Origin of the sequence: Vibrio breoganii (genome assembly GCF_024346795.1) — a bacterium.
Taxonomy (GTDB): Bacteria; Pseudomonadota; Gammaproteobacteria; order Enterobacterales; family Vibrionaceae; genus Vibrio; species Vibrio breoganii.
In genome coordinates this window covers 2,625,092-2,647,107 of the sequence record NZ_AP024864.1, presented here as the reverse complement: position 1 = coordinate 2,647,107, position 22,016 = coordinate 2,625,092, and the positions used below count along the sequence as shown (strand labels likewise).

The 22,016-nt window shown below is 46.3% G+C and carries 19 protein-coding genes and 1 pseudogene; 17 read left to right on the top strand and 3 right to left on the bottom strand.

Annotated features, from left to right (window positions below; translation table 11 throughout):
* The first annotated feature begins 36 nt into the window (after nt 1-36).
* The 3 genes from OCU35_RS12305 to OCU35_RS12295 all read left to right on the top strand — a co-directional run bounded on the left by OCU35_RS12305 (nt 37) and on the right by OCU35_RS12295 (nt 3,765).
* Complete coding sequence (locus OCU35_RS12305; RefSeq protein WP_017029424.1) at nt 37-1,251, top strand: argininosuccinate synthase; 1,215 nt, start codon at nt 37-39, stop codon at nt 1,249-1,251.
* A gap of 53 nt (nt 1,252-1,304) precedes the next feature.
* Nucleotides 1,305-3,179 (top strand): argininosuccinate lyase, encoded by a 1,875-nt coding sequence (argH, locus tag OCU35_RS12300; protein ID WP_017029425.1) that lies wholly within the window; start codon nt 1,305-1,307, stop codon nt 3,177-3,179.
* A 238-nt stretch (nt 3,180-3,417) separates the two neighbouring features.
* Nucleotides 3,418-3,765, top strand: coding sequence for a RidA family protein (locus OCU35_RS12295; protein WP_102367279.1), 348 nt, complete (start codon nt 3,418-3,420; stop codon nt 3,763-3,765).
* A gap of 64 nt (nt 3,766-3,829) precedes the next feature.
* Here the strand turns inward: OCU35_RS12295 and OCU35_RS12290 are convergent, their stop codons facing one another.
* Together OCU35_RS12290 and OCU35_RS12285 are read right to left on the bottom strand one after the other, a co-directional pair.
* On the bottom strand, nt 3,830-5,281 hold the full coding sequence (locus OCU35_RS12290; protein WP_017029427.1) for a dihydrolipoyl dehydrogenase: 1,452 nt from the start codon (nt 5,279-5,281) through the stop codon (nt 3,830-3,832).
* A gap of 145 nt (nt 5,282-5,426) precedes the next feature.
* On the bottom strand, nt 5,427-6,155 hold the full coding sequence (locus OCU35_RS12285) for a glutathione peroxidase (RefSeq protein ID WP_261825426.1): 729 nt from the start codon (nt 6,153-6,155) through the stop codon (nt 5,427-5,429).
* Between the two features lie 139 nt (nt 6,156-6,294).
* On the opposite strand from OCU35_RS12285, the gene oxyR reads away from it, so the two are divergent.
* Nucleotides 6,295-7,179, top strand: coding sequence for a DNA-binding transcriptional regulator OxyR (gene oxyR, locus OCU35_RS12280; RefSeq protein WP_017029429.1), 885 nt, complete (start codon nt 6,295-6,297; stop codon nt 7,177-7,179).
* 45 nt (nt 7,180-7,224) lie between these two features.
* On the opposite strand, the gene OCU35_RS12275 is transcribed toward oxyR, so the two are convergent.
* Entirely contained in the window at nt 7,225-9,867 is a 2,643-nt protein-coding gene (locus OCU35_RS12275; protein ID WP_065599361.1) for a penicillin-binding protein 1A, read from the bottom strand.
* A gap of 132 nt (nt 9,868-9,999) precedes the next feature.
* Here OCU35_RS12275 and OCU35_RS12270 point away from each other — a divergent pair, with 132 nt between their 5' ends.
* The 13 genes and pseudogenes from OCU35_RS12270 to OCU35_RS12210 all read left to right on the top strand — a co-directional run bounded on the left by OCU35_RS12270 (nt 10,000) and on the right by OCU35_RS12210 (nt 22,000).
* Nucleotides 10,000-10,848 carry a hypothetical protein gene (locus OCU35_RS12270; protein WP_261825425.1) on the top strand — a complete coding sequence of 283 codons (849 nt, stop codon included), beginning with the start codon at nt 10,000-10,002 and terminating at the stop codon, nt 10,846-10,848.
* The gene (locus tag OCU35_RS12265; RefSeq protein ID WP_261825424.1) at nt 10,845-11,390 is read left to right on the top strand and encodes a PilN domain-containing protein; all 546 of its coding nucleotides are present in this window, start codon (nt 10,845-10,847) and stop codon (nt 11,388-11,390) included. Before OCU35_RS12270 ends, OCU35_RS12265 begins: the two co-directional genes overlap by 4 nt.
* Before the next feature lie 74 nt (nt 11,391-11,464).
* Entirely contained in the window at nt 11,465-11,947 is a 483-nt protein-coding gene (pilO, locus tag OCU35_RS12260) for a type 4a pilus biogenesis protein PilO (protein ID WP_241902708.1), read from the top strand.
* A gap of 181 nt (nt 11,948-12,128) precedes the next feature.
* Nucleotides 12,129-13,085, top strand: a pseudogene (locus OCU35_RS12255) (type IV pilus secretin PilQ); the annotation flags it as partial.
* Between the two features lie 150 nt (nt 13,086-13,235).
* A complete protein-coding gene (aroK, locus tag OCU35_RS12250; protein WP_017029435.1) occupies nt 13,236-13,754 on the top strand; it encodes a shikimate kinase AroK in 519 nt (172 codons plus the stop codon).
* Nucleotides 13,755-13,789: 35 nt separating this feature from the next.
* Nucleotides 13,790-14,893 carry a 3-dehydroquinate synthase gene (gene aroB, locus OCU35_RS12245; RefSeq protein ID WP_017029436.1) on the top strand — a complete coding sequence of 368 codons (1,104 nt, stop codon included), beginning with the start codon at nt 13,790-13,792 and terminating at the stop codon, nt 14,891-14,893.
* Between the two features lie 21 nt (nt 14,894-14,914).
* The gene (locus tag OCU35_RS12240) at nt 14,915-16,336 is read left to right on the top strand and encodes an SPOR domain-containing protein (RefSeq protein ID WP_261825423.1); all 1,422 of its coding nucleotides are present in this window, start codon (nt 14,915-14,917) and stop codon (nt 16,334-16,336) included.
* Nucleotides 16,337-16,403: 67 nt separating this feature from the next.
* Nucleotides 16,404-17,225, top strand: a complete 822-nt coding sequence (locus OCU35_RS12235) for a Dam family site-specific DNA-(adenine-N6)-methyltransferase (protein WP_017242614.1) — start codon at nt 16,404-16,406, stop codon at nt 17,223-17,225.
* 111 nt (nt 17,226-17,336) lie between these two features.
* The gene (gene rpe / locus OCU35_RS12230; protein WP_017029439.1) at nt 17,337-18,008 is read left to right on the top strand and encodes a ribulose-phosphate 3-epimerase; all 672 of its coding nucleotides are present in this window, start codon (nt 17,337-17,339) and stop codon (nt 18,006-18,008) included.
* A 1-nt stretch (nt 18,009) separates the two neighbouring features.
* Entirely contained in the window at nt 18,010-18,693 is a 684-nt protein-coding gene (locus tag OCU35_RS12225; RefSeq protein ID WP_261825422.1) for a phosphoglycolate phosphatase, read from the top strand.
* Nucleotides 18,694-18,825: 132 nt separating this feature from the next.
* Nucleotides 18,826-19,851, top strand: a complete 1,026-nt coding sequence (gene trpS / locus OCU35_RS12220; RefSeq protein ID WP_017029441.1) for a tryptophan--tRNA ligase — start codon at nt 18,826-18,828, stop codon at nt 19,849-19,851.
* Nucleotides 19,852-19,924: 73 nt separating this feature from the next.
* Nucleotides 19,925-20,515, top strand: coding sequence for an aminodeoxychorismate/anthranilate synthase component II (locus OCU35_RS12215; protein ID WP_017029442.1), 591 nt, complete (start codon nt 19,925-19,927; stop codon nt 20,513-20,515).
* Nucleotides 20,516-20,791: 276 nt separating this feature from the next.
* A complete protein-coding gene (locus OCU35_RS12210) occupies nt 20,792-22,000 on the top strand; it encodes an aspartate aminotransferase family protein (protein WP_261825421.1) in 1,209 nt (402 codons plus the stop codon).
* The last annotated feature ends 16 nt before the right edge of the window (nt 22,001-22,016 follow it).

Below are 22,016 nucleotides of genomic sequence, written 5' to 3'. Positions count from 1 at the left end.
GCAACAACAACCTTCCTACTTATCGGAGAATTTATTATGAGCAAAGTAAGCGTAAATAAGGTTGTCGTTGCCTATTCAGGTGGTTTGGACACTTCAGTGATCATTCCTTGGCTTAAAGAGAACTATGACTGTGAGGTTGTGGCGTTTGTTGCTGATGTAGGTCAGGGCGAAGAAGAACTACAGGGCATTGAAGAGAAAGCGAAAGCATCGGGCGCATCTTCTTGCTACATTGCTGATCTTAAAGAAGAAATGGTTGCAGACTACATCTTCCCAACCCTTAAGACGGGTGCATGCTACGAAGGTAAATACCTGCTAGGTACCTCGATGGCTCGTCCTATCATCGCAAAAGCGCAGGTAGAAGTAGCGCGTAAAGTGGGTGCTGATGCACTGTGTCATGGTTGTACTGGTAAGGGTAATGACCAAGTTCGCTTTGAGGGCGCATTTGCTGCTCTAGCACCAGACCTACATGTGATTGCCCCTTGGCGTGAGTGGGATTTAGTGAGCCGTGAAGAGTGTCTAGATTACCTTGCTGAGCGTAATATCCCGTGTTCTGCATCGTTGACCAAGATCTACTCTCGTGATGCAAATGCATGGCATATCTCAACAGAAGGCGGCGTATTAGAAGATACGTGGAATGCGCCAAACGAAGATTGCTGGGCATGGACCGTAGATCCAGAGCAAGCGCCAAACGAATCAGAGACGGTGACCGTTAAGGTTGAAAAAGGCGAAGTGACTGAAATTGATGGCGAGAAAATGACGCCATACAACGCGCTGGTTTACCTAAATGAAAAAGGTGCTAAGCACGGCGTTGGTCGTATCGATATCGTAGAAAACCGTCTTGTGGGCATGAAGTCTCGTGGCTGCTACGAAACTCCGGGTGGCACCATCATCATGGAAGCACTGCGTGCGGTAGAGCAACTGGTGCTTGATAAAGCCGCTTTTGAATTCCGTGAAGAGTTGGGCGTTAAAGCCTCTCACCTAGTGTACGATGGGCGTTGGTTTACTCCGCTATGCAGCTCAATTCTTGCCGCTACAGAAGAGCTAGCTCAAGACGTTAACGGTGAAGTGGTTATCAAATTGTACAAAGGACACGCAACTGTCATTCAGAAGCGTTCTGACAATAGCCTTTACTCGGAAGAGTTTGCTACATTTGGCGAAGATGAAGTGTACGACCAGAGCCATGCGGAAGGCTTTATCCGTCTATACTCGCTTTCAAGCAGAATCCGCGCTCTCAACGAACTAAAGAAATAGCGTCAAAAATAGAATACAGTAAGCACTAGACCAAGGAATTTCAGGAGAAAACAATGGCATTATGGGGCGGTAGATTTACCCAAGCAGCAGACACTCGGTTTAAACAGTTCAACGATTCACTTCGCTTTGATTACCGATTGGCTGAGCAAGACATTGTAGGTTCGATCGCTTGGTCTAAGGCTCTGCATTCTGTTGATGTCCTGACCGAAGAAGAACAACAGAAGCTTGAACTGGCGCTTAATGAGTTGAAGCTTGAAGTGATGGAGGATCCAGAGCAGATCCTTCACTCTGACGCTGAAGATATCCACTCGTGGGTTGAGCAGCAGCTTATCGGTAAGGTGGGCGACCTTGGTAAAAAATTGCATACCGGTCGTTCTCGTAATGATCAGGTGGCTACGGATCTAAAACTTTGGTGTCGTCAGCAAGGCAACCAACTGCTGATTGCTCTTGATAAGCTGCAAACCAAGATGGTTTCAGTAGCAGAGCAACACCAAGGCACTGTTCTGCCAGGCTACACGCACTTGCAACGTGCACAGCCAGTGACATTTGCTCACTGGTGTCTTGCGTATGTCGAGATGCTTGAGCGTGATTACTCAAGATTAAGCGATGCTATCAAGCGCCTTGATACTTGTCCTTTGGGCTCTGGCGCTCTTGCGGGTACCGCTTATCCAATGGATAGAGAGCAGCTGGCTCATTCTCTTGGCTTTCGTCGCGCCACCCGTAACAGCTTAGATTCAGTATCAGACCGTGACCATGTGATGGAGCTAATGTCTATTGCATCACTTTCTATGCTGCATCTATCTCGCTTAGCTGAAGATATGATCTTCTACAACTCTGGCGAATCTAACTTTATTGAATTAGCCGATACAGTGACCTCAGGTTCATCACTGATGCCTCAGAAGAAGAACCCTGATGCACTAGAGTTAATTCGTGGTAAGTGCGGTCGTGTGTACGGCTCTTTGGCTGGCATGATGATGACAGTTAAGGCTTTGCCACTGGCGTACAACAAAGACATGCAAGAAGACAAGGAAGGCCTATTCGACGCCTTAGATACTTGGAATGACTGCATGGAAATGGCCGCACTGTGCTTTGAAGGCATCAAGGTTAACGGTGAGCGTACGCTTGAAGCTGCTAAGCAAGGTTATGCTAACTCCACCGAGCTTGCGGACTACCTAGTGGCGAAAGGCATACCATTCCGTGAAGCGCACCATATTGTAGGCGTAGCAGTGGTTGCAGCGATTTCTAAAGGCTGCGCGCTGGAAGAGCTTACCCTCGAAGAGCTAAAACAGTTCTCTGAGGTCATTGAAAATGATGTGTACGATATTCTGACCATAGATTCTTGTCTTGAAAAGCGTTCTGCTCTGGGCGGCGTGAGTCCAACACAAGTCGCTTACGCGGTAGATCAAGCTCAGCAGCGTTTAGAGCAAAGAGACACCTCTGGGGTGAAAGTGCGTGCGGCTCGCTTAACGGACATCGATACCCTAGAAGGCATGGTGGCGTACTGGGCTGGTCTTGGTGAGAACCTACCTCGTAATCGTAGTGAGCTTATTCGCGATATCGGCTCCTTTGCGGTCGCCGAGCATCATGGTGAAGTGACGGGCTGTGCATCCTTGTATGTCTATGACTCAGGGCTTGCTGAGATTCGCTCTCTGGGTGTTGAAGCAGGCTGGCAAGGTCAAGGGCAGGGCACAGCTATTGTGCAGCACCTAGTTGATCGTGCGCGCCAAATGGCTATTAAGAAAGTCTTTGTACTGACTCGTACACCTGAGTTCTTTATGAAGCACAGCTTTATTCCGACCTCGAAGATGCTACTGCCTGAGAAGGTACTCAAAGACTGTGAGCAATGTCCTCGTCAGCACGCTTGTGATGAGGTGGCTCTTGAGTTCAATCTCAATGAGCAAGTGATCGTTAAGGTAAACGTGGCTTAAGCTAAAGCTCGAAAAGTTGAAATTAAAAGGAACTCACTGGGAAGGGCAGGGTCTATTACTGTACCACTGCTTTTCTTAGACAGTTTCTAAGACGGCCCTTGAACAGAGATAGTTCAGGGGCCTTTTGTTTTCTATGCAGTTCACTTCTCAAATCCCTTCTTTTTGACGCTAAATGCCTATCCCTTCGGCGCAAATTTTCTCTACAATGCTTTTTTTGTTTTCAAGAGAGCAACACCCCATGATTGAACGCCAACAAACCAAACAGCGCATGAGTCGCATCGTAAAGCATAACGGCACGATTTACCTTTGTGGTCAGGTCTGTGCAGATGCAACTCAAGACATCACAGAACAAACGCAAACCATGTTGGATAAGGTTGAGGAGCTATTGCTAGAGTCAGGTAGTGATAAAAAGCATATGCTTTCAGCCACTATCTATCTGAAAGATATGCAGGATTTCCAAGAGATGAATGCAGTATGGGATGCATGGGTTCCAGAAGGGCATGCTCCGGCGAGAGCCTGTGTGACTGCTGATATGGCAAGAGAGGCCTTGCTGGTGGAAATTTCAGTGGTTGCTGCTGAAAAATAAAAAAAGCCTGCAACACTTATTCGAAAGAAAAATGTCGCAGGCTAGATTGATTCAAATTGGGTGATTAACAGCCAGGGCCACAGTCTAGGCAGTGCTTAATCATCTCGGGGCCTAGGTGCAGTTTAGCGTTTAGGTCCCTTAGTGCAGTTCGAACACCCTCTTCGATCACTGGGTGATAGAAAGGCATATCCAGCATTTGAGAGATGGTCATCTTGTTTTGGTGCGCCCATGCAAGTAGGTGTGCTAAATGCTCTGCGTTGGGTCCCATCATCTCCGCCCCCAAGAAACGTCCAGTTCCTTGCTCACCATAGACATTCAAGATGCCCTTGTTGCGTAGCATAACGCGAGAGCGGCCTTGGCCTTCAAAGGATACGGTTCCTGTTTCAAAGCAGCCACAGGTGCCCAGACGCTGTGAGATTTGGCGCAAAGATTCACCTACCATTGCAATCTGCGGATCGCTGAAGACTGCTGAGATAGTCGAGCGACGCAAGCCTGCTCGGATATCCGGGAAGCGTCCCGCGTTATCGCCAGCGATACGCCCTTGATCCGCAGCTTCGTGAAGCAATGGGATTTGATTGCTTGCATCACCTGAGATAAAGATGTTCTCTACCGAGGTCTGCATTGTGTATGGGTCAGCTGTCGGTACTCCTTTCGCATCCAATTCAACCGGAGTATTTTCTAACCCTAGATTATCAACATTCGGGCGACGGCCAGTAGCAGCCAAAACGAAATCCACTTCAAAGCGTTCTGTTTCACCCGAGCGGTTGATGAAGTCGATCTCAACTTTGTCTTCATTGCGAACCATTCTCTCTACTTTTACATCGGCATCCAGATAGAACTCTTCTTGGAAGGTCTTATCTGCGTATGCCATGACCTCTGGGTCGGTTAGTGGGCCAACTTGCCCGCCTACACCAAACACCTTCACTTCAACGCCTAGGCGGTGCAGAGCCTGACCTAGTTCCAGGCCAATCACGCCTGGGCCAAATACAGCCACAGATTGAGGAAGATCATCCCAGTCGAAGACATCATCATTGATGACCAGTCTATCACCTAGCTCATTCCATACTGCTGGATAAGCGGGTCTTGAACCTGTCGCAATGACAATGCGCTGAGCATTGATTTGTGTGTGGCCGTCTACAACCAGTGTTGAGTTATCAATAAATTGAGCGTAACCACGAATTTTATCTTCCGCAGGGATCTCATCGACACCCTCTAGAACAAACCCAACAAAGCGGTCGCGCTCGCTCTTGATACGCTGCATAACCTGCTTACCATCAATATGGATATCACCTTGAGGATGCACACCAAATTGCGGTGCTTTCTCAATTTGGTGGACGCTCTCAGCTGCTGCAATCAGTAGCTTAGAAGGCATGCAGCCTACTCGTGCACAGGTCGTACCGTAAGGACCACCTTCGATCATTACTACCGAATCTGTGTGAGCTTTGGCCGCACGATAAGCCCCAAGGCCTGCTGTGCCACCACCAATTACTGCTACGTCGACGTTCAATGTCTTCATGGAAACCTCTAAAAATTCTGTGTTAGTTCATATAACCAAGGGTTCACTGATAGTTAGGTAAACCTGGCTTAATATCACTTGGGTATATCAACTAGGCCCGCCGTTTTGCGGGCCTTATATTGAATCGGTCTTTGTTACGAAGTGCTTACGCTAGGTATGTTTCAAGCTCTTCGCTACCACCGATGTGCTTACCGCCGATGAAGACTTGTGGCACTGTAGAGCGACCAGTGATTGCACGTAGCGATACTGTGGTTGCGTCTTTACCCAATACAACTTCTTCATATTGAAGACTCTTGTCGATTAGGTTTTGTTTCGCTTTTGCACAGAAAGGACAGCCTGGTTTGGTAAATACTGTGATTGACTCTTGCGCTTTGTATTCAGGAGCAATGTAGTTAAGCATAGTATCTGCATCAGAAACCTTGAACGGGTCGCCTGGCTCGTTTGGCTCGATGAACATTTTCTCTACAACGCCGTTTTTAACCAGCATGCTGTAGCGCCATGAGCGTTTACCAAAGCCTAGTTCTTTCTTATCAACGAGTAGACCCATGCCATCAGTAAAGTCACCGTTACCGTCTGGGATGAAGCGAATGTTTTCTGCTTCTTGGTCTTCTTTCCAAGCGTTCATTACGAAGGTATCGTTGACTGATACACAGACAATCTCATCAACGCCGTGCTCTTTGAATACAGGGAACAGCTCGTTAAAGCGAGGTAGGTGGCTAGATGAACATGTTGGAGTAAACGCGCCTGGTAGGCTGAATAAAATAACAGTTTTATCTTTAAAGATGTCGTCAGTGGTTACTTGAGTGAATGCGTCACCAACGCGAACAGGGAATGTAACTTGTGGTACAGCTTGACCTTCTTTAGATGCAAACATAGTGATGTCCTTTTAATTATTTGAGTTAGGGACTTAGCCCTTTTCTGTTTTGTTGGAGCCATTATTAGCGATTTCTTTTGATAGGTATAATCGTTTGATGCTATGGTTTCAATAGATAAATCTTATCGAGATCAAAGAAATGAACATTAGAGATTTTGAATATTTAGTGTCTTTAGCTGAGCATAAGCACTTTCGAAAAGCCGCAGAGGCGTGTTTTGTCAGCCAACCGACCTTGAGTGGGCAGATTCGTAAACTAGAAGACGAACTGGGTACAGCTCTATTGGAGCGCAGCAGCCGCAAGGTATTGTTTACTGATGCTGGACTCTTGCTGGTGGGGCAGGCCAAGAAGATACTGGCAGAGGTAAAGCAGTTCACTGAGATGGCGAGTGCACAGGGAGATTCTATGGAGGGGCCGATACATATCGGCTTTATTCCTACAGTAGGTCCATACCTGATGCCGTTGATTGTCCCAAAGATAAAACAAGACTTCCCTGATCTAGAGTTATTCCTCTATGAAGCGCAAACCCATCAATTAGTGGCGCAGTTAGAAGAAGGGAAGCTAGACTGCCTTATCTTGGCTGCGGTTAAGGAAACGGAGCATTTTAAGGAGCTTGAGATCTACGAAGAGCCATTGATGATCGCGGTTCCAGAGAATCATCCGTGGGGAGGACTGTCGAGCTTTGATATGCAAAAACTCAATGGCAATACCGTGCTGTCTTTAGGGGATGGGCACTGCTTGAGGGATCAAGCACTAGGATACTGCTTTGCCGCTGGCGCTGAAGACGATCAGCGATTTAAGGCAACCAGTTTAGAGACCTTAAGGAATATGGTAGCAGCAGGCAGTGGCATTACCCTGTTGCCTGAGCTTGCCGTGCCCCACGAAAAGTCTAAGGATGGCGTGAGTTATATTCCGGCGGAAAACCCAACGCCGTGTCGCAAGCTTGTGCTGGCTTATCGCCCTGGTTCACCGTTCAAGCCGAGATTTGAATCCTTGGCTCGTTACATCTCAGATTGCCTGAACTAAAAAGAAAAGACCCGGCCAAATGAGCCGGGTCTTTATTACTGTTTGCTAGAACAAGCTTCCACTGTCTTCGCTGTCCTCATCATCTGAGGCACCACTGGAGAAAATATCGTCACCGTATAGGCTATTGCTGGAGTTGTCTGGTTCATACTCAGTTGGCGCAGTGCCTTGCAAGAAGTACTCAAAGCGAGACGTTTCATCTGCTTTTTGAGTCAGTAATCCAGAGCTACGATCAATACGTGCTTGAATAATCTTGCGTGGTACACGCTTGCGCTGTACTGGTGTATCTTCTAGCGCTACCTTCATGAAGTCGACCCATGCTGGTTGAGCGGTTCGAGCGCCGGCTTCACCGCCAGAAATCTGGCTCTTACCTAGGTTAGAGTTTTTCTCAGTACGGCCAAGGTTACGATCATGGCTATCGAAGCCCACCCAAGTTACCGCAACTACGTTTGGACCATAGCCGCTGTACCAAGCATCTTTCGAAGAGTTAGTAGTACCAGTCTTACCGCCAACATCTCGGCGTTTTAGGGCTTGGGCGCGGAAACCTGTACCGTTCCAGCCAGTGCCTTTAGACCAGTTGCCGCCACCCCAAACATTGCTGTACATCATTTCACGCACCAGGAATGCCGTTTGTGGTGTGATAACTCGAGGTGCATAGCGAGGCGTGTCGTCTACTGACTCTACCTTTTCGCCTTCCTCATTGGTCAACTCGGTTAGCTCGATGTCTTTGTTTTCAGCATACTCTGAAACATCGCTTACTAACTCTTTGTCACAGTTCTTTTTACAGATAACCGTTGGGTTTGCTTCGAAGCGCACTTCACCGTATGGGTTTTCAACGCGCTCAATGTAGAAAGGCTCTACATAGTAGCCGCCGTTGGCAAATACTGAATAACCCTGCGCCATCTGTACCGGCGTTAAGCTACCTGCACCCAAAGCAATGGTCTCTGAGCGCGGAGTATTCTTCTTAGCAAAGCCAAAGCGAGTGAGGTAGTCACGTGTATCGTCAAGACCTACAGAGCGCAATACACGAACCGCCATAACGTTTTTCGATTGAGCAAGACCAATACGAAGACGTGTTGGGCCAAGGTAGGTTGGTGGTGAGTTCTTAGGTCGCCATGCCGTACCTGCACTTTCATCCCATTGGTTGATAGGGGCGTCGTTGATCAAGGTCGCTAGAGTCATGCCGTCATCGATTGCCGCAGAATAGATGAATGGCTTGATGCTAGAGCCCACCTGACGTAGAGACTGAGTGGCACGGTTAAACTTATTGTGTACAAAGTTAAAGCCACCCACCAGAGAGGTAACACGACCTGATGTAGGTTCAATAGACACCATCGCCGTATTCGCATTCGGGATCTGGCTTAAACGCCACACGATAGGTTGCTGCTCTTCTGTCGCTTCTTCCTCTGCCTCAGTGGTAGGGGCGGGGGTTAAAGTGCGAGCAATATCGGTTGGACGAACCCACACTTGCTGACCCACTTCGACGATGTCAGAAGCGCTTTTTGGTGCGGGGCCTTGTCTTTCATCTGTTTTGTAGCGGCGAGCCCAACTCATGCCATCCCATTCAATGGTTTGGTAGCCATGACTCTTAACAAAAACCTGAGCGGTTTTGCCTTCTACTTTGGTGACGACTGCTGGGCGCATAGCGCCATAGCTAGGTTGAGAACGAAGGTATTTTTGAATTTCATCCTGGTCCATTGCTGTCGCAGAAGGCTCCCAAGCAACCTTTTCTTCACCGCGATAACCGTGACGTTCATCGTAGCTAATAAGATTATTAACCGCGGCGATATTGGCAGCGTTTTGCAGCTTAGAATCAACGGTTGTGTAGATGCGCATGCCAGAGGTATACGCTTCTTCTTCACCAAACTTCTTCACCATCCATGCACGAGCAATCTCTGCTACATAGGGTGCACGTACTTGAATTTCTGCGCCGTGCGCTTCGCCGGTTAGATCCTCGGCACGGGCTTCATCAAATTGCGCTTGAGTGATTTTTTTCTCGCTTAGCATGCGACCTAACACTACGTTTCGACGTGTGGTGGCACGATCGATTGAGTAGATTGGGTTCATGGTTGACGGGGCCTTAGGTAGGCCTGCAATGACAGCAAGTTCACCTAGGCTCAAATCTTTCAGCTCTTTACCGAAGTAAACCTGCGCCGCAGCACCTACACCATAGGAGCGGTGTCCTAGGTAAATTTTGTTCAGGTAAAGCTCAAGGATTTCTTGCTTAGTCAGCAGTTGCTCAATATGGACTGCGATAAATATCTCTTTGATTTTACGCATTATTTTCTTCTCGTTGGACAAGAAGAAGTTTCTGGCTAACTGCTGGGTAATGGTACTTGCACCTTGGCTGGCAGAACCTGTTGAGATAACTGCGATTGCGGCACGGGTAATACCAATTGGGTCAAAGCCAAAGTGTTCGTAGAAACGACTGTCCTCGGTGGCAATAACCGCATCGACTAACTCTTGTGGCATTTCGTCCAACGTAAGAGGAATACGGCGTTTTTCACCAAACTGAGCAATCAGTTTTCCATCGTGTGTATACACCTGCATCGGTGTCTGTAGTTCAACATCTTTCAACGTTGCCACATCTGGCAATTGTGGTTTTAGGTAGTAATAAAAACCAAAAATTGTACCTAGCCCAAGAACTATGCAAGCCAGTGCAAGGACCAATGTAATCTTTATGAACTTCACCCAAGTTTCCTTGTTTTTGGAAGATTGAAATTTGCTCAGTTTTATAACGAGCGTAAACAATAACTTAGTGTAACCCCTTTTTTACCCTGCTACCTATATTTTTGATCTTTATCGCATTTAATAGGGATTTGTATGCTTTATTCCACGTTTTCCGGCATTTCGGTGCGCCAAAATAAGCTTGATTGTGTCGTGATCCGCCGTCGCAAAACTGGCTGGAAAATAGACGCTTCCTTCACTTTTTTATGGGAAGAAAAACAAGACTGGAAAAGCGCATGGGCACAGTTAAAAAAGCGGTTACCTAGATGGCGAAATTGTGTGTCAATAAGCCTTAATTTTGAAGAGGTGTTAAGTAAAAGTTCTGTAATAAATGCATCGTTATCCGAAGACGAGACCTTAATGCACGTTCAGGAGCAGCTCTCTAGCGCTATCACCAAGGAGGAACTGTTACATGATTACAGAAAGAGTGAGATTACTAATGGCGAGCAGAAGCTTGAGCTCTACATTTGTAAAAAAGAAGCACTTACTCGCTTGTTGGGCCGATGTGCACTGTCGGTAGATGTAGTGGGCTGGGTATTGACTGATCTTCATGCGTTGAGCAATGAGCTTGGGTTACCTGATGAAAATAGGGCGGATGGTTTTATCGAAATAACGGAAGGTCGAATGGTGGTATCACTCAATCAACAAAATCTGCCGATGGTTTTTGATATGACAAAGCAGAGTCCATCTGAGCTTTTTCAGAGCCCAACTCATACTTTTGCCAACTTATCAGCCGATACGGATAAGGAGAGCGTGACCTTACTTGTCTATGGAGATGTAGATAGGATTGCTGAACTCAATAAGTTGTTCATGCATAACCCAGAAATCAACTTAGTTGATGCGTCGCTTACCCATACTGGAAAAGGCTTAACTTCTTTTGCCACCTATTACCCAGCGTTAGCGTGCGCAATGGGCGCTTACAGTTGGTCTAGGGCTTCTCAATGATTAACCTACTTCCCTGGCGAGAGGAACAAGCATATCAGCAGAAGTGGAGGTTCTTCACCCGAGTTAGTGTGCCAAGTTTACTTACCATACTAGGGTTTATAGCCGTTTCTTTTCTGGAGCGGCAGTATCAACATAATCTCGAATTTGAGTTGAACACCCTTCAATCAGAAGTGATCAAAGTAAAGACGATTTACGCAGATGAAACGCAGGAGAACAACGAGCAAGCGCTGTGGCAAAAGAGGCTTACCCGATTGCAAAACCAGCAACGCCTCAGACAGTTACCTTTACCTATCGATGTGTTACCTGACAAATCTTCAATCGAGGGTGTCAGCTTGCTAGCGCTCCATTGTCTGATGCAAGAATGCGTCATAGAAGGAAGTGTCGAGGCTCTTTATCAATTGAGACCATTTATTGATGGTTTGGCCAGTGAGGCTCAGGTAAGGCATCTACAAATTGAACAATTGATGCCAATAGTGACCGAAAAAGGCGAAGGCTCAAATCAGTTCAAAATTTCATTCCAGCTAGGCAGTAACTCATTTTGAGTTGGTTGCTGTTTTATGATTGGCGACGTTTATTCCAGCTTCCTACAAAGTGGGTCAACACTTTCGGCCTTGCTATGGCCGTTATTATTGGAGGGATCCTTTGGTGTGTGTGGGGGCAACACAATAAGGCCATTCAGGCACAGCTACTCGATGAACTGGCTTTGCAACAACAGAGTCACCTTATGTATTTGAGAAAGTTGAAGCAGCTGGATGACCAGAAAATTGATTACCGAGACCGGTATCGAAAGCTAGCTGTCTCTGTACCTAACCCGCAATCCAAAACGGTTGTGTTTAACTATCTATCATCTGGTCTGACTGATTCATCAATGGAGATATCGTCTTGGCAATGGGAGCAACAGCAGCATAGTCAGCATCTAGTGGTAGACCTGAAAGGAAACTTCTCTGAGATAGCGCAGTTCTTGAGAAGATGTATTCGCTTTTCTGAAGTGGTCACCATTAAGGAATTGAGTCTGTCTAGGCACTCTGTTGATACGACAAAGATTGATGGACGACTAAGGTTGAGCTTTTTTACAGTTGAAAGCGCAGAGTCTCAATAATATGCGCTCGATCTATTTACTCGTTATCACCTTATCTTTCGGACCATTTTCTTTGGCTTCCGAGCCTCAATGGTTCTCTTCACTAGATGACCAAGTAGAATTACCTCCCGTCGAGCCTAAGGAAGACTCGTTATCGCTATCACTCTCTGAGTCTGACTTCCCAACGGTAAACCCGCCGATCAAACTCGAATCTCAATTGTTTGCGATTAAATACGCTAAGGCATCGGATATCGCCGCTATTCTCGATCATCACCGCAAGGTAGGCACGGTTTCTGAGCTTGGCTCGATTGCGGTAGATGAAAGAACCAATGCTCTGTTAATTTACGATCACCCTGACAATCTGCAACGAATCACCGAGATCATCGACTCACTCGACATTCCTGTAAAGCAAGTCCAAATAGAAGCCAGAATAGTGACCATTAATGAGGGGGAGTTAGATGAGATAGGAGTGCGGTGGGGGTTTACTAACATCAATGTCGACTCAAAAATCACCCCAAGTATTGAGGCATCAAGGGGCAGTGTGGAACTTGAGGATCACCTAAATGTGAACCTAGGCCTTGCTAATCCGAACGCGTCAACCTTAGCCTTTCAATTGGCAAAGCTAGGCTCTGATACCCTCTTAGATCTAGAGCTTTCTGCCCTTCAAGCTGAATCGCGAGCGGAAATTATCTCTAGTCCTAGACTCATCACCACTAATAAACGGCCTGCATATATTGAGCAAGGCTCCGAAATTCCTTATCTAGAGGCTGCCTCGAGTGGCGCGACCTCTATCTCTTTTCGAAAAGCGGTGCTCAGTTTAAAGGTGGTCCCTCAAATCACCCCGGACAATAAGCTGGTTCTGGACCTGCATGTTACCCAAGATAGACCCGGTCAAGTGGTGAAAACAGGGATAGGTGAATCAGTCGCCATCGATACCCAGCGTATTCAAACGCAAGTTCTAGTGAATAATGGTGAGACCATAGTGTTAGGTGGTATCTATCAGAAAACCATCACTCGCAATGTGGAGAAGGTGCCCTATCTATCTGATATTCCTTGGCTTGGTCGCTTTTTTAAACGCACTTCTGACAAGTTTGGACGCAGTGAGTTGCTGATATTTGTCACGCCTTCCATCCTGTTTCCAAAAAAAGATAAAATATAATTTGCATTGTTGATGGCAAATCCAGATAATTTCGGGTCTTATCACGATTCATCTGTGAGGAACTTGGCGCCACTCATCAACACTGACTTTTATAGCAGTGACAGAGATGGCGATGTAATTTGACTTTAACGTTGTAATATACTGCTGAACATGGCTGAGAAACGTAATATTTTCCTTGTTGGCCCAATGGGCGCCGGCAAAAGCACAATAGGTAGACACCTAGCACAACAACTTCACATGGAGTTTGTTGATTCTGATACTGAAATCGAAGACCGCACTGGCGCTGATATCGCTTGGGTATTTGATGTGGAAGGCGAAGAAGGCTTCCGTAAGCGTGAAGAGGGTGTTATCAACGACCTTACTCTAGAACAGGGTATCGTTCTTGCGACTGGTGGCGGCTCAGTAATGAGTAAAGAAAACCGCAACCGTCTATCTGCACGTGGTGTAGTAGTGTACTTAGAAACTACTATCGAAAAACAACTTGCTCGTACTAACCGCGATAAAAAGCGTCCGCTTCTGCAAACTGATGAGCCTCGTGAGGTTCTTGAGGCTTTGGCTGCACAGCGTAACCCGCAGTATGAAGAAGTTGCAGACTACACAGTTAAAACTGATGATCAGAGCGCAAAAGTAGTTGCAAATCAGATCGTTAAAATGTTGGAAGAGCGTTAATCTTCCAACGTTAATCTTACTGAGGAGTGCATCCCATGGAACGGATCACGGTAAGTTTAGGGGAGCGAAGCTACCCGATTTCAATTGGCGCTGGGTTATTGGGTGACCCAGCCCTCTTTTCAAGCCTTTTCCCATCATCTAAAGACCTATCACAACAACAAGTTGTTATTATCACTAATACAACTGTAGGTCCTCTGTACGCTGAAAAAGTTAAGCATCAGTTTGTTGAGCTAGGGTGTAAAACCCGAGTGCTAGAACTTCCTGACGGTGAGCAGTTCAAATCGTTGGAAACCTTCAACGATGTAATGAGCTTTTTGCTTGAAGAAAATTACAGTCGCGATGTGCTCTTGGTAGCACTGGGTGGCGGTGTAATTGGTGACTTAGTCGGTTTTGTCGCTGCATGCTATCAACGTGGCGTTGATTTTGTTCAGATCCCAACCACTCTGTTGTCTCAGGTGGATTCTTCCGTTGGTGGTAAAACCGCGGTCAATCACCCCCTAGGCAAGAATATGATTGGTGCCTTCTATCAACCAAAATCAGTGATCATTGATATCGATACCTTAGCAACCCTACCTGACAGAGAGTTTGCGGCTGGCATGGCAGAGGTAGTTAAGTACGGTATTATTATTGATAAGCCTTTCTTTGAGTGGATTGAACAACATATTCAGTCTTTAACCGCTCTGGAAAGCTCATCAATTACTAAAGCCATAGCCAACTGCTGTCAAATTAAGGCCGATGTCGTTGCTCAAGATGAAAAAGAGTCAGGTGTTCGAGCATTATTGAATCTGGGTCATACTTTTGGTCATGCTATTGAGGCTGAATTGGGTTATGGTAAATGGTTGCATGGTGAGGCTGTTTCTTCTGGTACTGTGATGGCCGCAAGAGCTGCAGCTCACGCTGGTATGCTCGATTCTATTGATGTAGATAGAATAAAATCATTACTGGAAGCTTGTCATCTGCCGGTTCATACCCCTGAGAGTATGTCGGGTGAAGACTTCATGAAGCATATGATGCGAGACAAAAAAGTTTTATCAGGTCGTCTACGCTTAGTATTACCAGACGCAATTGGTAGCTCTAAGGTTGTCAGCGATATTGACCTAGACCATGTCTACCAAGCAATTGAGGACGGGCGAGAATAAAGTAACACATAGGGATAGTTAATGAGCAAGGCTCAGAAAACAAGGACATTAGAATTACAGTCTCAGTCGCAGTTGCTTGATAAGCTGCGTCTTATGACTCGATTTGGTTCAAATCTCGTCACCTTTATTGGCGCAAGGGGAGCAGGTAAATCTTGGCTCCTCAACCGTTACTTCTCGCACTTCGTGTCTACTCGTTATAAAGCTAAATTGTTAGGCGATGCTTCTTTGTCCGAAAAAGACATTAAGCAAGCGATACTCCAGCAACTTATCCCTAATGGCACAATTGATGCCGACCTCAGTCTTTTTGACAATCTCGACAACGAACTAGGATTACAGACCACTGAGTTTGTTATCTTGGTTGATGACGCAGGTCTCCTATCGGAAGAGAATTTACTTCTACTCTGGAGCTTGGTGGAGCGAATTCAAGCGCACCCCACTTGGACTTTGAGTTTGATTTTGGCTAGCGGCCCTGACTTGTTAAGTAAGAAAATATTGCCACTAAGTCAGCAATTTAATGTGCAACCTACAGAACTTCAAGTTGCTCCGCTTCGTCAAAGTGAAGCTGAGTTCTTTTTAGAGTTGATTGTGCTTCGAAAATTTGAAAGCCTAGATAAACGCGACAAAATCCGCAAAAAAGCACAACGATGTGCTCGATACCCAGGTGAGCTTATTGCTCTAGGAAATAAAGTGAAATCAACTAAATCAGCCCTGCCTTCGCACAATGGTTCTGCCAAATCTGGCGTTATTATTACCTTGCTGGTGATTCTATTGGGTCTTATCGCTTGGTGGTTGCTATCGGGATCAGGGAAGCCGACCAATAGTGAGCCTGTTCCAATAACAACGTCTGAAAGCGTAGATAATAAAGATGACCTATCGCTTTCAGGTGAAAGCACTGAGGTTGCGGATTTCTCGGTGAAAGAACAAGACACCCTTGTCGATGACACTAAGGAATTGCCTCCTCCCGTGACCGATAAAACCGTTACCTTGGCTGACAATAGTAATGGTAGACAGCGCGTGGTCGTTCCTGATGAGGTTGTGGATTCACTAATAGAGACTGAAAGTCAGGTTGTGCAGCCAGCCTCTGAAAAACTGGAACCTAAGATCAAAAGCGAAGATAAACCAGCAAATAGTGCCGTTAATTTTTCATTTGCTAGAGAAGAATTAATGGAAATAAGCGCGAAGCGCTACACCATTCAGCTTGGCGCTTTGAGAACTATGCGCGAGGTACAATCCTTCCTTGATACCCACCAAATGCAGGATGAAACTCGAATCTACCCTACGCTTCGCTCAGGAAAGAAATGGTACATCATAACCCATGGTGACTATCGTTACGTGAAGCAAGCTAGCCAAGGCATTGTGCAATTGCCAGAGGCAGTTCAAGAGGTAGGCCCTTGGGTTAAGTCAATGGCACAAGTACATAAAGAAGTTGAAGCGGGAAAATAACACTGAGATGAGTTTCGTTTTATGTTACATTCCGCGTCCTATAAATTATGGGTAGTGAAGACCAGCAATGAAAAAACAACGAGCCTTTTTAAAGTGGGCAGGTGGCAAATATGGACTCGTTGATGATATTCAGCGTCATCTGCCACAAGCAAAAAAGCTGGTTGAACCTTTTGTTGGTGCAGGCTCGGTTTTCTTAAATACTGACTACGAGCAGTATTTGCTTGCAGACATTAACCCAGACCTTATCAATCTTTATAACCTTTTGAAGAATGATCCGCAGCCTTATATCAATGAGGCCAAGCGTATGTTTACGCCTGAATACAACCAGAAAGAGGTGTATTTAGAGGTTCGTAGACAGTTTAACGCCACCGATGACATTCTTTTCCGCTCTGTCGCTTTTCTGTATATGAATCGATTTGGTTTTAATGGCCTGTGTCGATACAACAAGAAGGGTGGATTCAATGTTCCCTTTGGTTCCTACAAAAAACCTTATTTCCCAGAGCAAGAGCTAGAATTTTTTGCTGAGAAAGCGAAGAAGGCAACCTTTGTCTGCGAGGGTTACCTAGAAACCTTCAAGCGTGCTCGTAAGGGAAGCGTGGTTTACTGCGATCCTCCTTATGCTCCGCTATCAACGACGGCGAACTTCACCACTTATTCGGGCAATGGTTTCTCTTTGGATGACCAAGCGGCTCTGGCTGATGTTGCTGAGCGCACCGCAAATAAGCGTGGCATACCTGTGCTGATCTCTAATCACGATACCATGTTAACTCGTCGTTTATATCACGGCGCAGAGCTGAATGTGGTTAAGGTTAAGCGTACCATCAGTCGCAATGGCGCCGGGCGAAATAAGGTTGACGAACTGCTGGCACTGTTCAACAGCGCCGACTGATTTACCCTTTGTTATCGCAACAATGATAATCATTTCAAATTTGTCCTTTTAGTTTATCGTTTGCTTTTGTAGAATTGCGCGCAAATTGAACGCCTTATACAGGGGACAGGTATGACCGATTTTCTTATTGCTCCATCTATTTTATCCGCGGATTTTGCTCGCTTAGGTGAAGATGTTGAGCGTGTGCTCGCAGCTGGCGCCGATGTGGTGCATTTTGATGTGATGGACAACCACTACGTTCCAAACCTGACCTTTGGTGCCCCGATTTGTAAGGCACTGCGTGACTACGGAATTACCGCACCTATCGATGTGCATCTAATGGTTAAGCCGGTAGATGCTATCGTCCCTGAGTTTGCCAAAGCTGGCGCAAGCATGATCACCTTCCACGTTGAAGCGTCTGAGCACGTTGACCGTACTCTGCAACTCATCAAAGAACATGGCTGTAAGGCGGGTGTGGTACTTAATCCTGCAACACCACTTTCTCACCTGGACTACATCATGGACAAGGTTGATATGATCTTGCTGATGTCGGTAAATCCGGGCTTTGGCGGCCAATCTTTCATTCCAAATACTCTGGATAAACTGCGTGCTGTGCGTGAACGTATTGACGCAAGTGGTCGTGATATTCGTCTAGAGATTGATGGTGGTGTTAAGGTCGACAATATTCGTGAGATTGCTGAAGCGGGCGCAGACATGTTTGTTGCAGGCTCAGCTATCTTTAACCAGCCTGATTACAAGCAAGTGATCGATGAAATGCGCGCTGAACTGGCGAAGGTGAAATAACTTGTCATCAAATACTATTAAGCTTCTCGCATTTGATCTCGATGGAACGCTACTGGATAGCGTTCCTGATTTGACTGCCGCTCTTGATCTAGCAATGAAGGCCGTGGATCGCCCAGGCGTATCTGAAGCTCAAGTGAGAGAGTGGGTCGGCAATGGTGCTGATATACTTGTTGGGCGTGCGTTGAGCCAGAATATCGAGATTGATGCGAGTCTGACAGATGAAAGCAGAAGCGAAGCGAGAGAGCTTTTTGACCGCTTTTACGGCGAGTGTGGCCACTCGAACAGCACGCTTTACCCGACGGTGAAAGAGTCATTAATTGGCTTGCAGCAGGCGGGTTATCGATTAGCGATTATTACCAATAAACCATACCAATTTGTGCCAGAGATTCTTCAGCAGCACGGTATTGCGGATCTGTTTGTTGATGTCTTAGGTGGCGATAGCTTAGCTAAGAAGAAACCCGACCCAATGCCTCTGGCTCACTTGATGGACAAGCAGCAGGTTTCTCAATCAGAGATGATCATGATTGGTGATTCTAAAAACGACATCTTGGCTGCTAAGAATGCTGGAGTCATGTCTGTTGCATTGCCATATGGGTATAACCATGGTGAACCTATCGAGCAGTCGAACCCAGATCACCTGATTCAAGACCTCTCTCAACTACCCGAGTTACTTACTCACTATTAAGCTGTAGCAATGAGCCTGAAATCTCAATTTAGGCTCATTTTCCTGTTTTTTTTCTTCCAATATACTCATCGATGAGTACACTGCTTTATCGTATAAAATTTTTATTCTAGAAGTATTGAGGAAGTAATTATCATGACCACTAAACCAATAGTGTTGAGCGGTGTTCAGCCGTCTGGTGAATTAAGCATTGGCAACTATCTTGGTGCTTTGCGTCAGTGGCATCAGATGCAAGATGATTACGACTGCCAGTACTGTGTTGTTGACCTTCATGCCATTACCGTTCGTCAAGACGCAAAGGCACTGCACGAAGCAACGCTAGACGCACTTGCTATCTGTCTTGCAGTAGGCGTAACGCCAGAGAAAAGCACGCTGTTTGTTCAGTCTCACGTACCTGAGCATGCTCAACTGGGCTGGATTCTAAACTGCTACACCCAAATGGGTGAGTTAAACCGCATGACGCAGTTTAAAGATAAATCTCAGCGCTACGCGAATGACGTTAATGTGGGCCTGTATGACTACCCTGTGTTAATGGCTGCAGATATTTTGCTGTACGGTGCACACCAAGTGCCAGTGGGTAACGACCAGAAGCAACACCTAGAGTTGGCTCGCGATATCGCAAACCGCTTTAATAACATCTACAGCACACCAGAAGCGCCAATCTTCCAAGTGCCTGAGCCATACATCCCAACAGTGAACGCTCGCGTAATGAGCCTTCAAGATGCAACTAAGAAGATGTCTAAGTCTGATGATAACCGTAAGAACGTTATCACCCTTCTTGAAGAGCCAAAATCTATCATTAAGAAGATTAATAAAGCGCAAACGGATCCAGATAACCCGCCTCGTATCCTGCATGATATCGAGAACAAGGCTGGTATTGCCAATCTAATGGGACTGTACTCTGCGGCGACGGGTAAAACCTTTGCTGAGATCGAAGCGCAGTACCAAGGCGTTGAAATGTACGGTCCTTTCAAGAAAGATGTGGGTGAGGCGGTGGTTGCTATGCTTGAGCCAATCCAGTCTGAATACCACCGTATTCGCCAAGATATGCCATACCTGAACGAAGTAATGAAGGCTGGTGCTGAGAAAGCATCAGCGAAGGCTGCTGTGACTTTAGATAAGGTTTTCGACGCGGTTGGCTTTGTTAAGCGTCCGTTTTAAGATCTTGGTCAAATAAGTTGTGATAGAATGCCATCGCCGTCAAGGTGGTGGCATTTTTAGTTTGGATTCTGGCATGCTGTTGATCATTGATAATTACGACTCCTTTACTTACAACCTATATCAGTACTTTTGTGAGTTAGGGTGTGACACTAAGGTCGTTCGTAATGATGCGATTACCATTGCCGAGATCCACGCGCTGCAACCGCAAGCCATTGTTATCTCGCCGGGTCCTTGCACTCCAAATGAAGCCGGCATTTCTCTGCAAGTCATTCAAGAGTTTATGGGACAACTGCCTTTGCTTGGCGTATGCCTTGGGCATCAAGCGATCGCCCAGGTGCTTGGTGGAAAGGTGATTCGTGCTGATAAAGTCATGCACGGTAAAACCTCCCCAATACAACATACCAACACAGGTGTGTTTTCTGGGCTTAATAACCCGCTAACGGTCACCCGTTATCACTCCTTGATTGTAGAGAAAGAAACCCTCCCAGAATGTCTCGAGATAACCGCCTGGACCCTCGACGAAAAAGGGCAACAAAAAGAGATTATGGGCTATCGCCATAAGACGCTGCCCGTTGAGGCGGTTCAGTTTCATCCAGAATCGATAAAAACAGAGCAGGGTCATGAGATCCTAGCTAACTTCCTTGCTCGTATCCCCCAAACATAAAGCATATCTATTGAAATTCCTTGCATAACATTTTTGTTACTTATTCTTCGTGAAAATGAGGTTTGTTATGCAACATGATCACTTTTTCTTGTCTGTTGCTCGAATAGCGTCACACCGCTCACATTTTGCACGGTAAATTAGTCTATTTAGACGTATTTTCCTCTTGAAATGGTTAATAAATTGTAAATACAATGCTTGTACAGAGGAAATGTCTCCAGCAATGCATAAATAGCGAATTTTTTAATTGCGAGGGGAGTGCATAAAGGAGTGCAGAATATGACAGATGTAACGCGTAAAGATTTCGATGAAGTGATGGTCCCTTGTTATAACCCGATGTCGATAATTCCGGTTCGAGGTGAAGGGGCGCGAATCTGGGATCAGCAAAATAAGGAATACGTTGATTTTGCTGGCGGTATCGCGGTGAGTTGCTTAGGTCATTGTCACCCAGTGATGGTAGAGGCACTCACTAAGCAAGCGAATCAGTTATGGCACCTTAGCAATGTAATGACCAATGAACCCGCTTTGCGTTTGGCTAAAAAACTGGTCGAGCTGAGCTTTGCAGATAAGGTCTTCTTTGCTAACTCCGGTGCAGAAGCTAATGAGGCAGCACTTAAACTGGCTCGTCGCTATGCTGTGGATGAGTTTGGTGAGCACAAATCTAAGATCATCGCCTTCAATCAAGGCTTTCATGGTCGTACCTTCTTTACGGTAACTGTGGGTGGCCAATCGGCTTACTCGGATGGCTTTGGCCCTAAACCGGGTGATATCGAGCATATCCCATACAACGACATTAAAGCATTCGAAGCCGCAATCTCCGATGAAACCTGCGCGGTCATGATGGAGCCTCTACAAGGGGAGGGTGGCATCATTGCTCCGACTTCTGAGTTTGTACAAACAGTCCGCGAACTGTGTGACAAGCACAACGCATTATTGATCTTCGATGAGGTGCAAACGGGCAACGGTCGTACTGGCGATTTCTACGCATACCAAGGCTTAGGTGTCACACCTGATATCTTGAGCACCGCTAAGTCTCTTGGTGGTGGTTTTCCGGTTGGCGCTATGCTGACGACAGAGAAGCTGGCTAAACACCTTAAGATTGGCACTCACGGCTCGACCTACGGTGGCAACCCATTAGCGTGTGCGGTAGCTGAAGCTGTCGTTGGACATGTTTCTCAACCTGATGTTCTACAAGGCGTAAAAGAGCGTGAAGGGTTATTCCGTGCAGAGCTAGAACGCATCAATGCTAAATACCCAATCTTTGCTGAGTTCAGAGGTAAGGGCTTGCTGCTTGGCGCTGAGCTGAACGATGACTGGAAAGGTCGCTCTCGTGATGTATTGGTGGCTGCGGGTGAAGAAGGTCTGATGGTGCTGATTGCAGGCGCTAACGTGGTTCGTTTCACTCCTTCGCTGGTGATCACGCCAGAGGAAATCAAGCAAGGATTTGAGCGCTTTGAAACGGCTGTAGCTAAGTTATACAACGCGTAGTTTTCTATCAGGAGGA

Coding starts and splice junctions, on each gene's coding strand:
- argH (WP_017029425.1), top strand. CDS start 1,305: ATGGCATTATGGGGCGGTAGATTTACCCAAGCAGCAGACACTCGGTTT.
- OCU35_RS12210 (WP_261825421.1), top strand. CDS start 20,792: ATGACAGATGTAACGCGTAAAGATTTCGATGAAGTGATGGTCCCTTGT.
- OCU35_RS12305 (WP_017029424.1), top strand. CDS start 37: ATGAGCAAAGTAAGCGTAAATAAGGTTGTCGTTGCCTATTCAGGTGGT.
- OCU35_RS12265 (WP_261825424.1), top strand. CDS start 10,845: ATGATTAACCTACTTCCCTGGCGAGAGGAACAAGCATATCAGCAGAAG.
- pilO (WP_241902708.1), top strand. CDS start 11,465: ATGGCCGTTATTATTGGAGGGATCCTTTGGTGTGTGTGGGGGCAACAC.
- OCU35_RS12240 (WP_261825423.1), top strand. CDS start 14,915: ATGAGCAAGGCTCAGAAAACAAGGACATTAGAATTACAGTCTCAGTCG.
- OCU35_RS12290 (WP_017029427.1), bottom strand. CDS start 5,281: ATGAAGACATTGAACGTCGACGTAGCAGTAATTGGTGGTGGCACAGCA.
- aroK (WP_017029435.1), top strand. CDS start 13,236: ATGGCTGAGAAACGTAATATTTTCCTTGTTGGCCCAATGGGCGCCGGC.
- oxyR (WP_017029429.1), top strand. CDS start 6,295: ATGAACATTAGAGATTTTGAATATTTAGTGTCTTTAGCTGAGCATAAG.
- OCU35_RS12215 (WP_017029442.1), top strand. CDS start 19,925: ATGCTGTTGATCATTGATAATTACGACTCCTTTACTTACAACCTATAT.
- aroB (WP_017029436.1), top strand. CDS start 13,790: ATGGAACGGATCACGGTAAGTTTAGGGGAGCGAAGCTACCCGATTTCA.
- OCU35_RS12235 (WP_017242614.1), top strand. CDS start 16,404: ATGAAAAAACAACGAGCCTTTTTAAAGTGGGCAGGTGGCAAATATGGA.
- rpe (WP_017029439.1), top strand. CDS start 17,337: ATGACCGATTTTCTTATTGCTCCATCTATTTTATCCGCGGATTTTGCT.
- trpS (WP_017029441.1), top strand. CDS start 18,826: ATGACCACTAAACCAATAGTGTTGAGCGGTGTTCAGCCGTCTGGTGAA.
- OCU35_RS12270 (WP_261825425.1), top strand. CDS start 10,000: ATGCTTTATTCCACGTTTTCCGGCATTTCGGTGCGCCAAAATAAGCTT.
- OCU35_RS12285 (WP_261825426.1), bottom strand. CDS start 6,155: ATGTTTGCATCTAAAGAAGGTCAAGCTGTACCACAAGTTACATTCCCT.
- OCU35_RS12295 (WP_102367279.1), top strand. CDS start 3,418: ATGATTGAACGCCAACAAACCAAACAGCGCATGAGTCGCATCGTAAAG.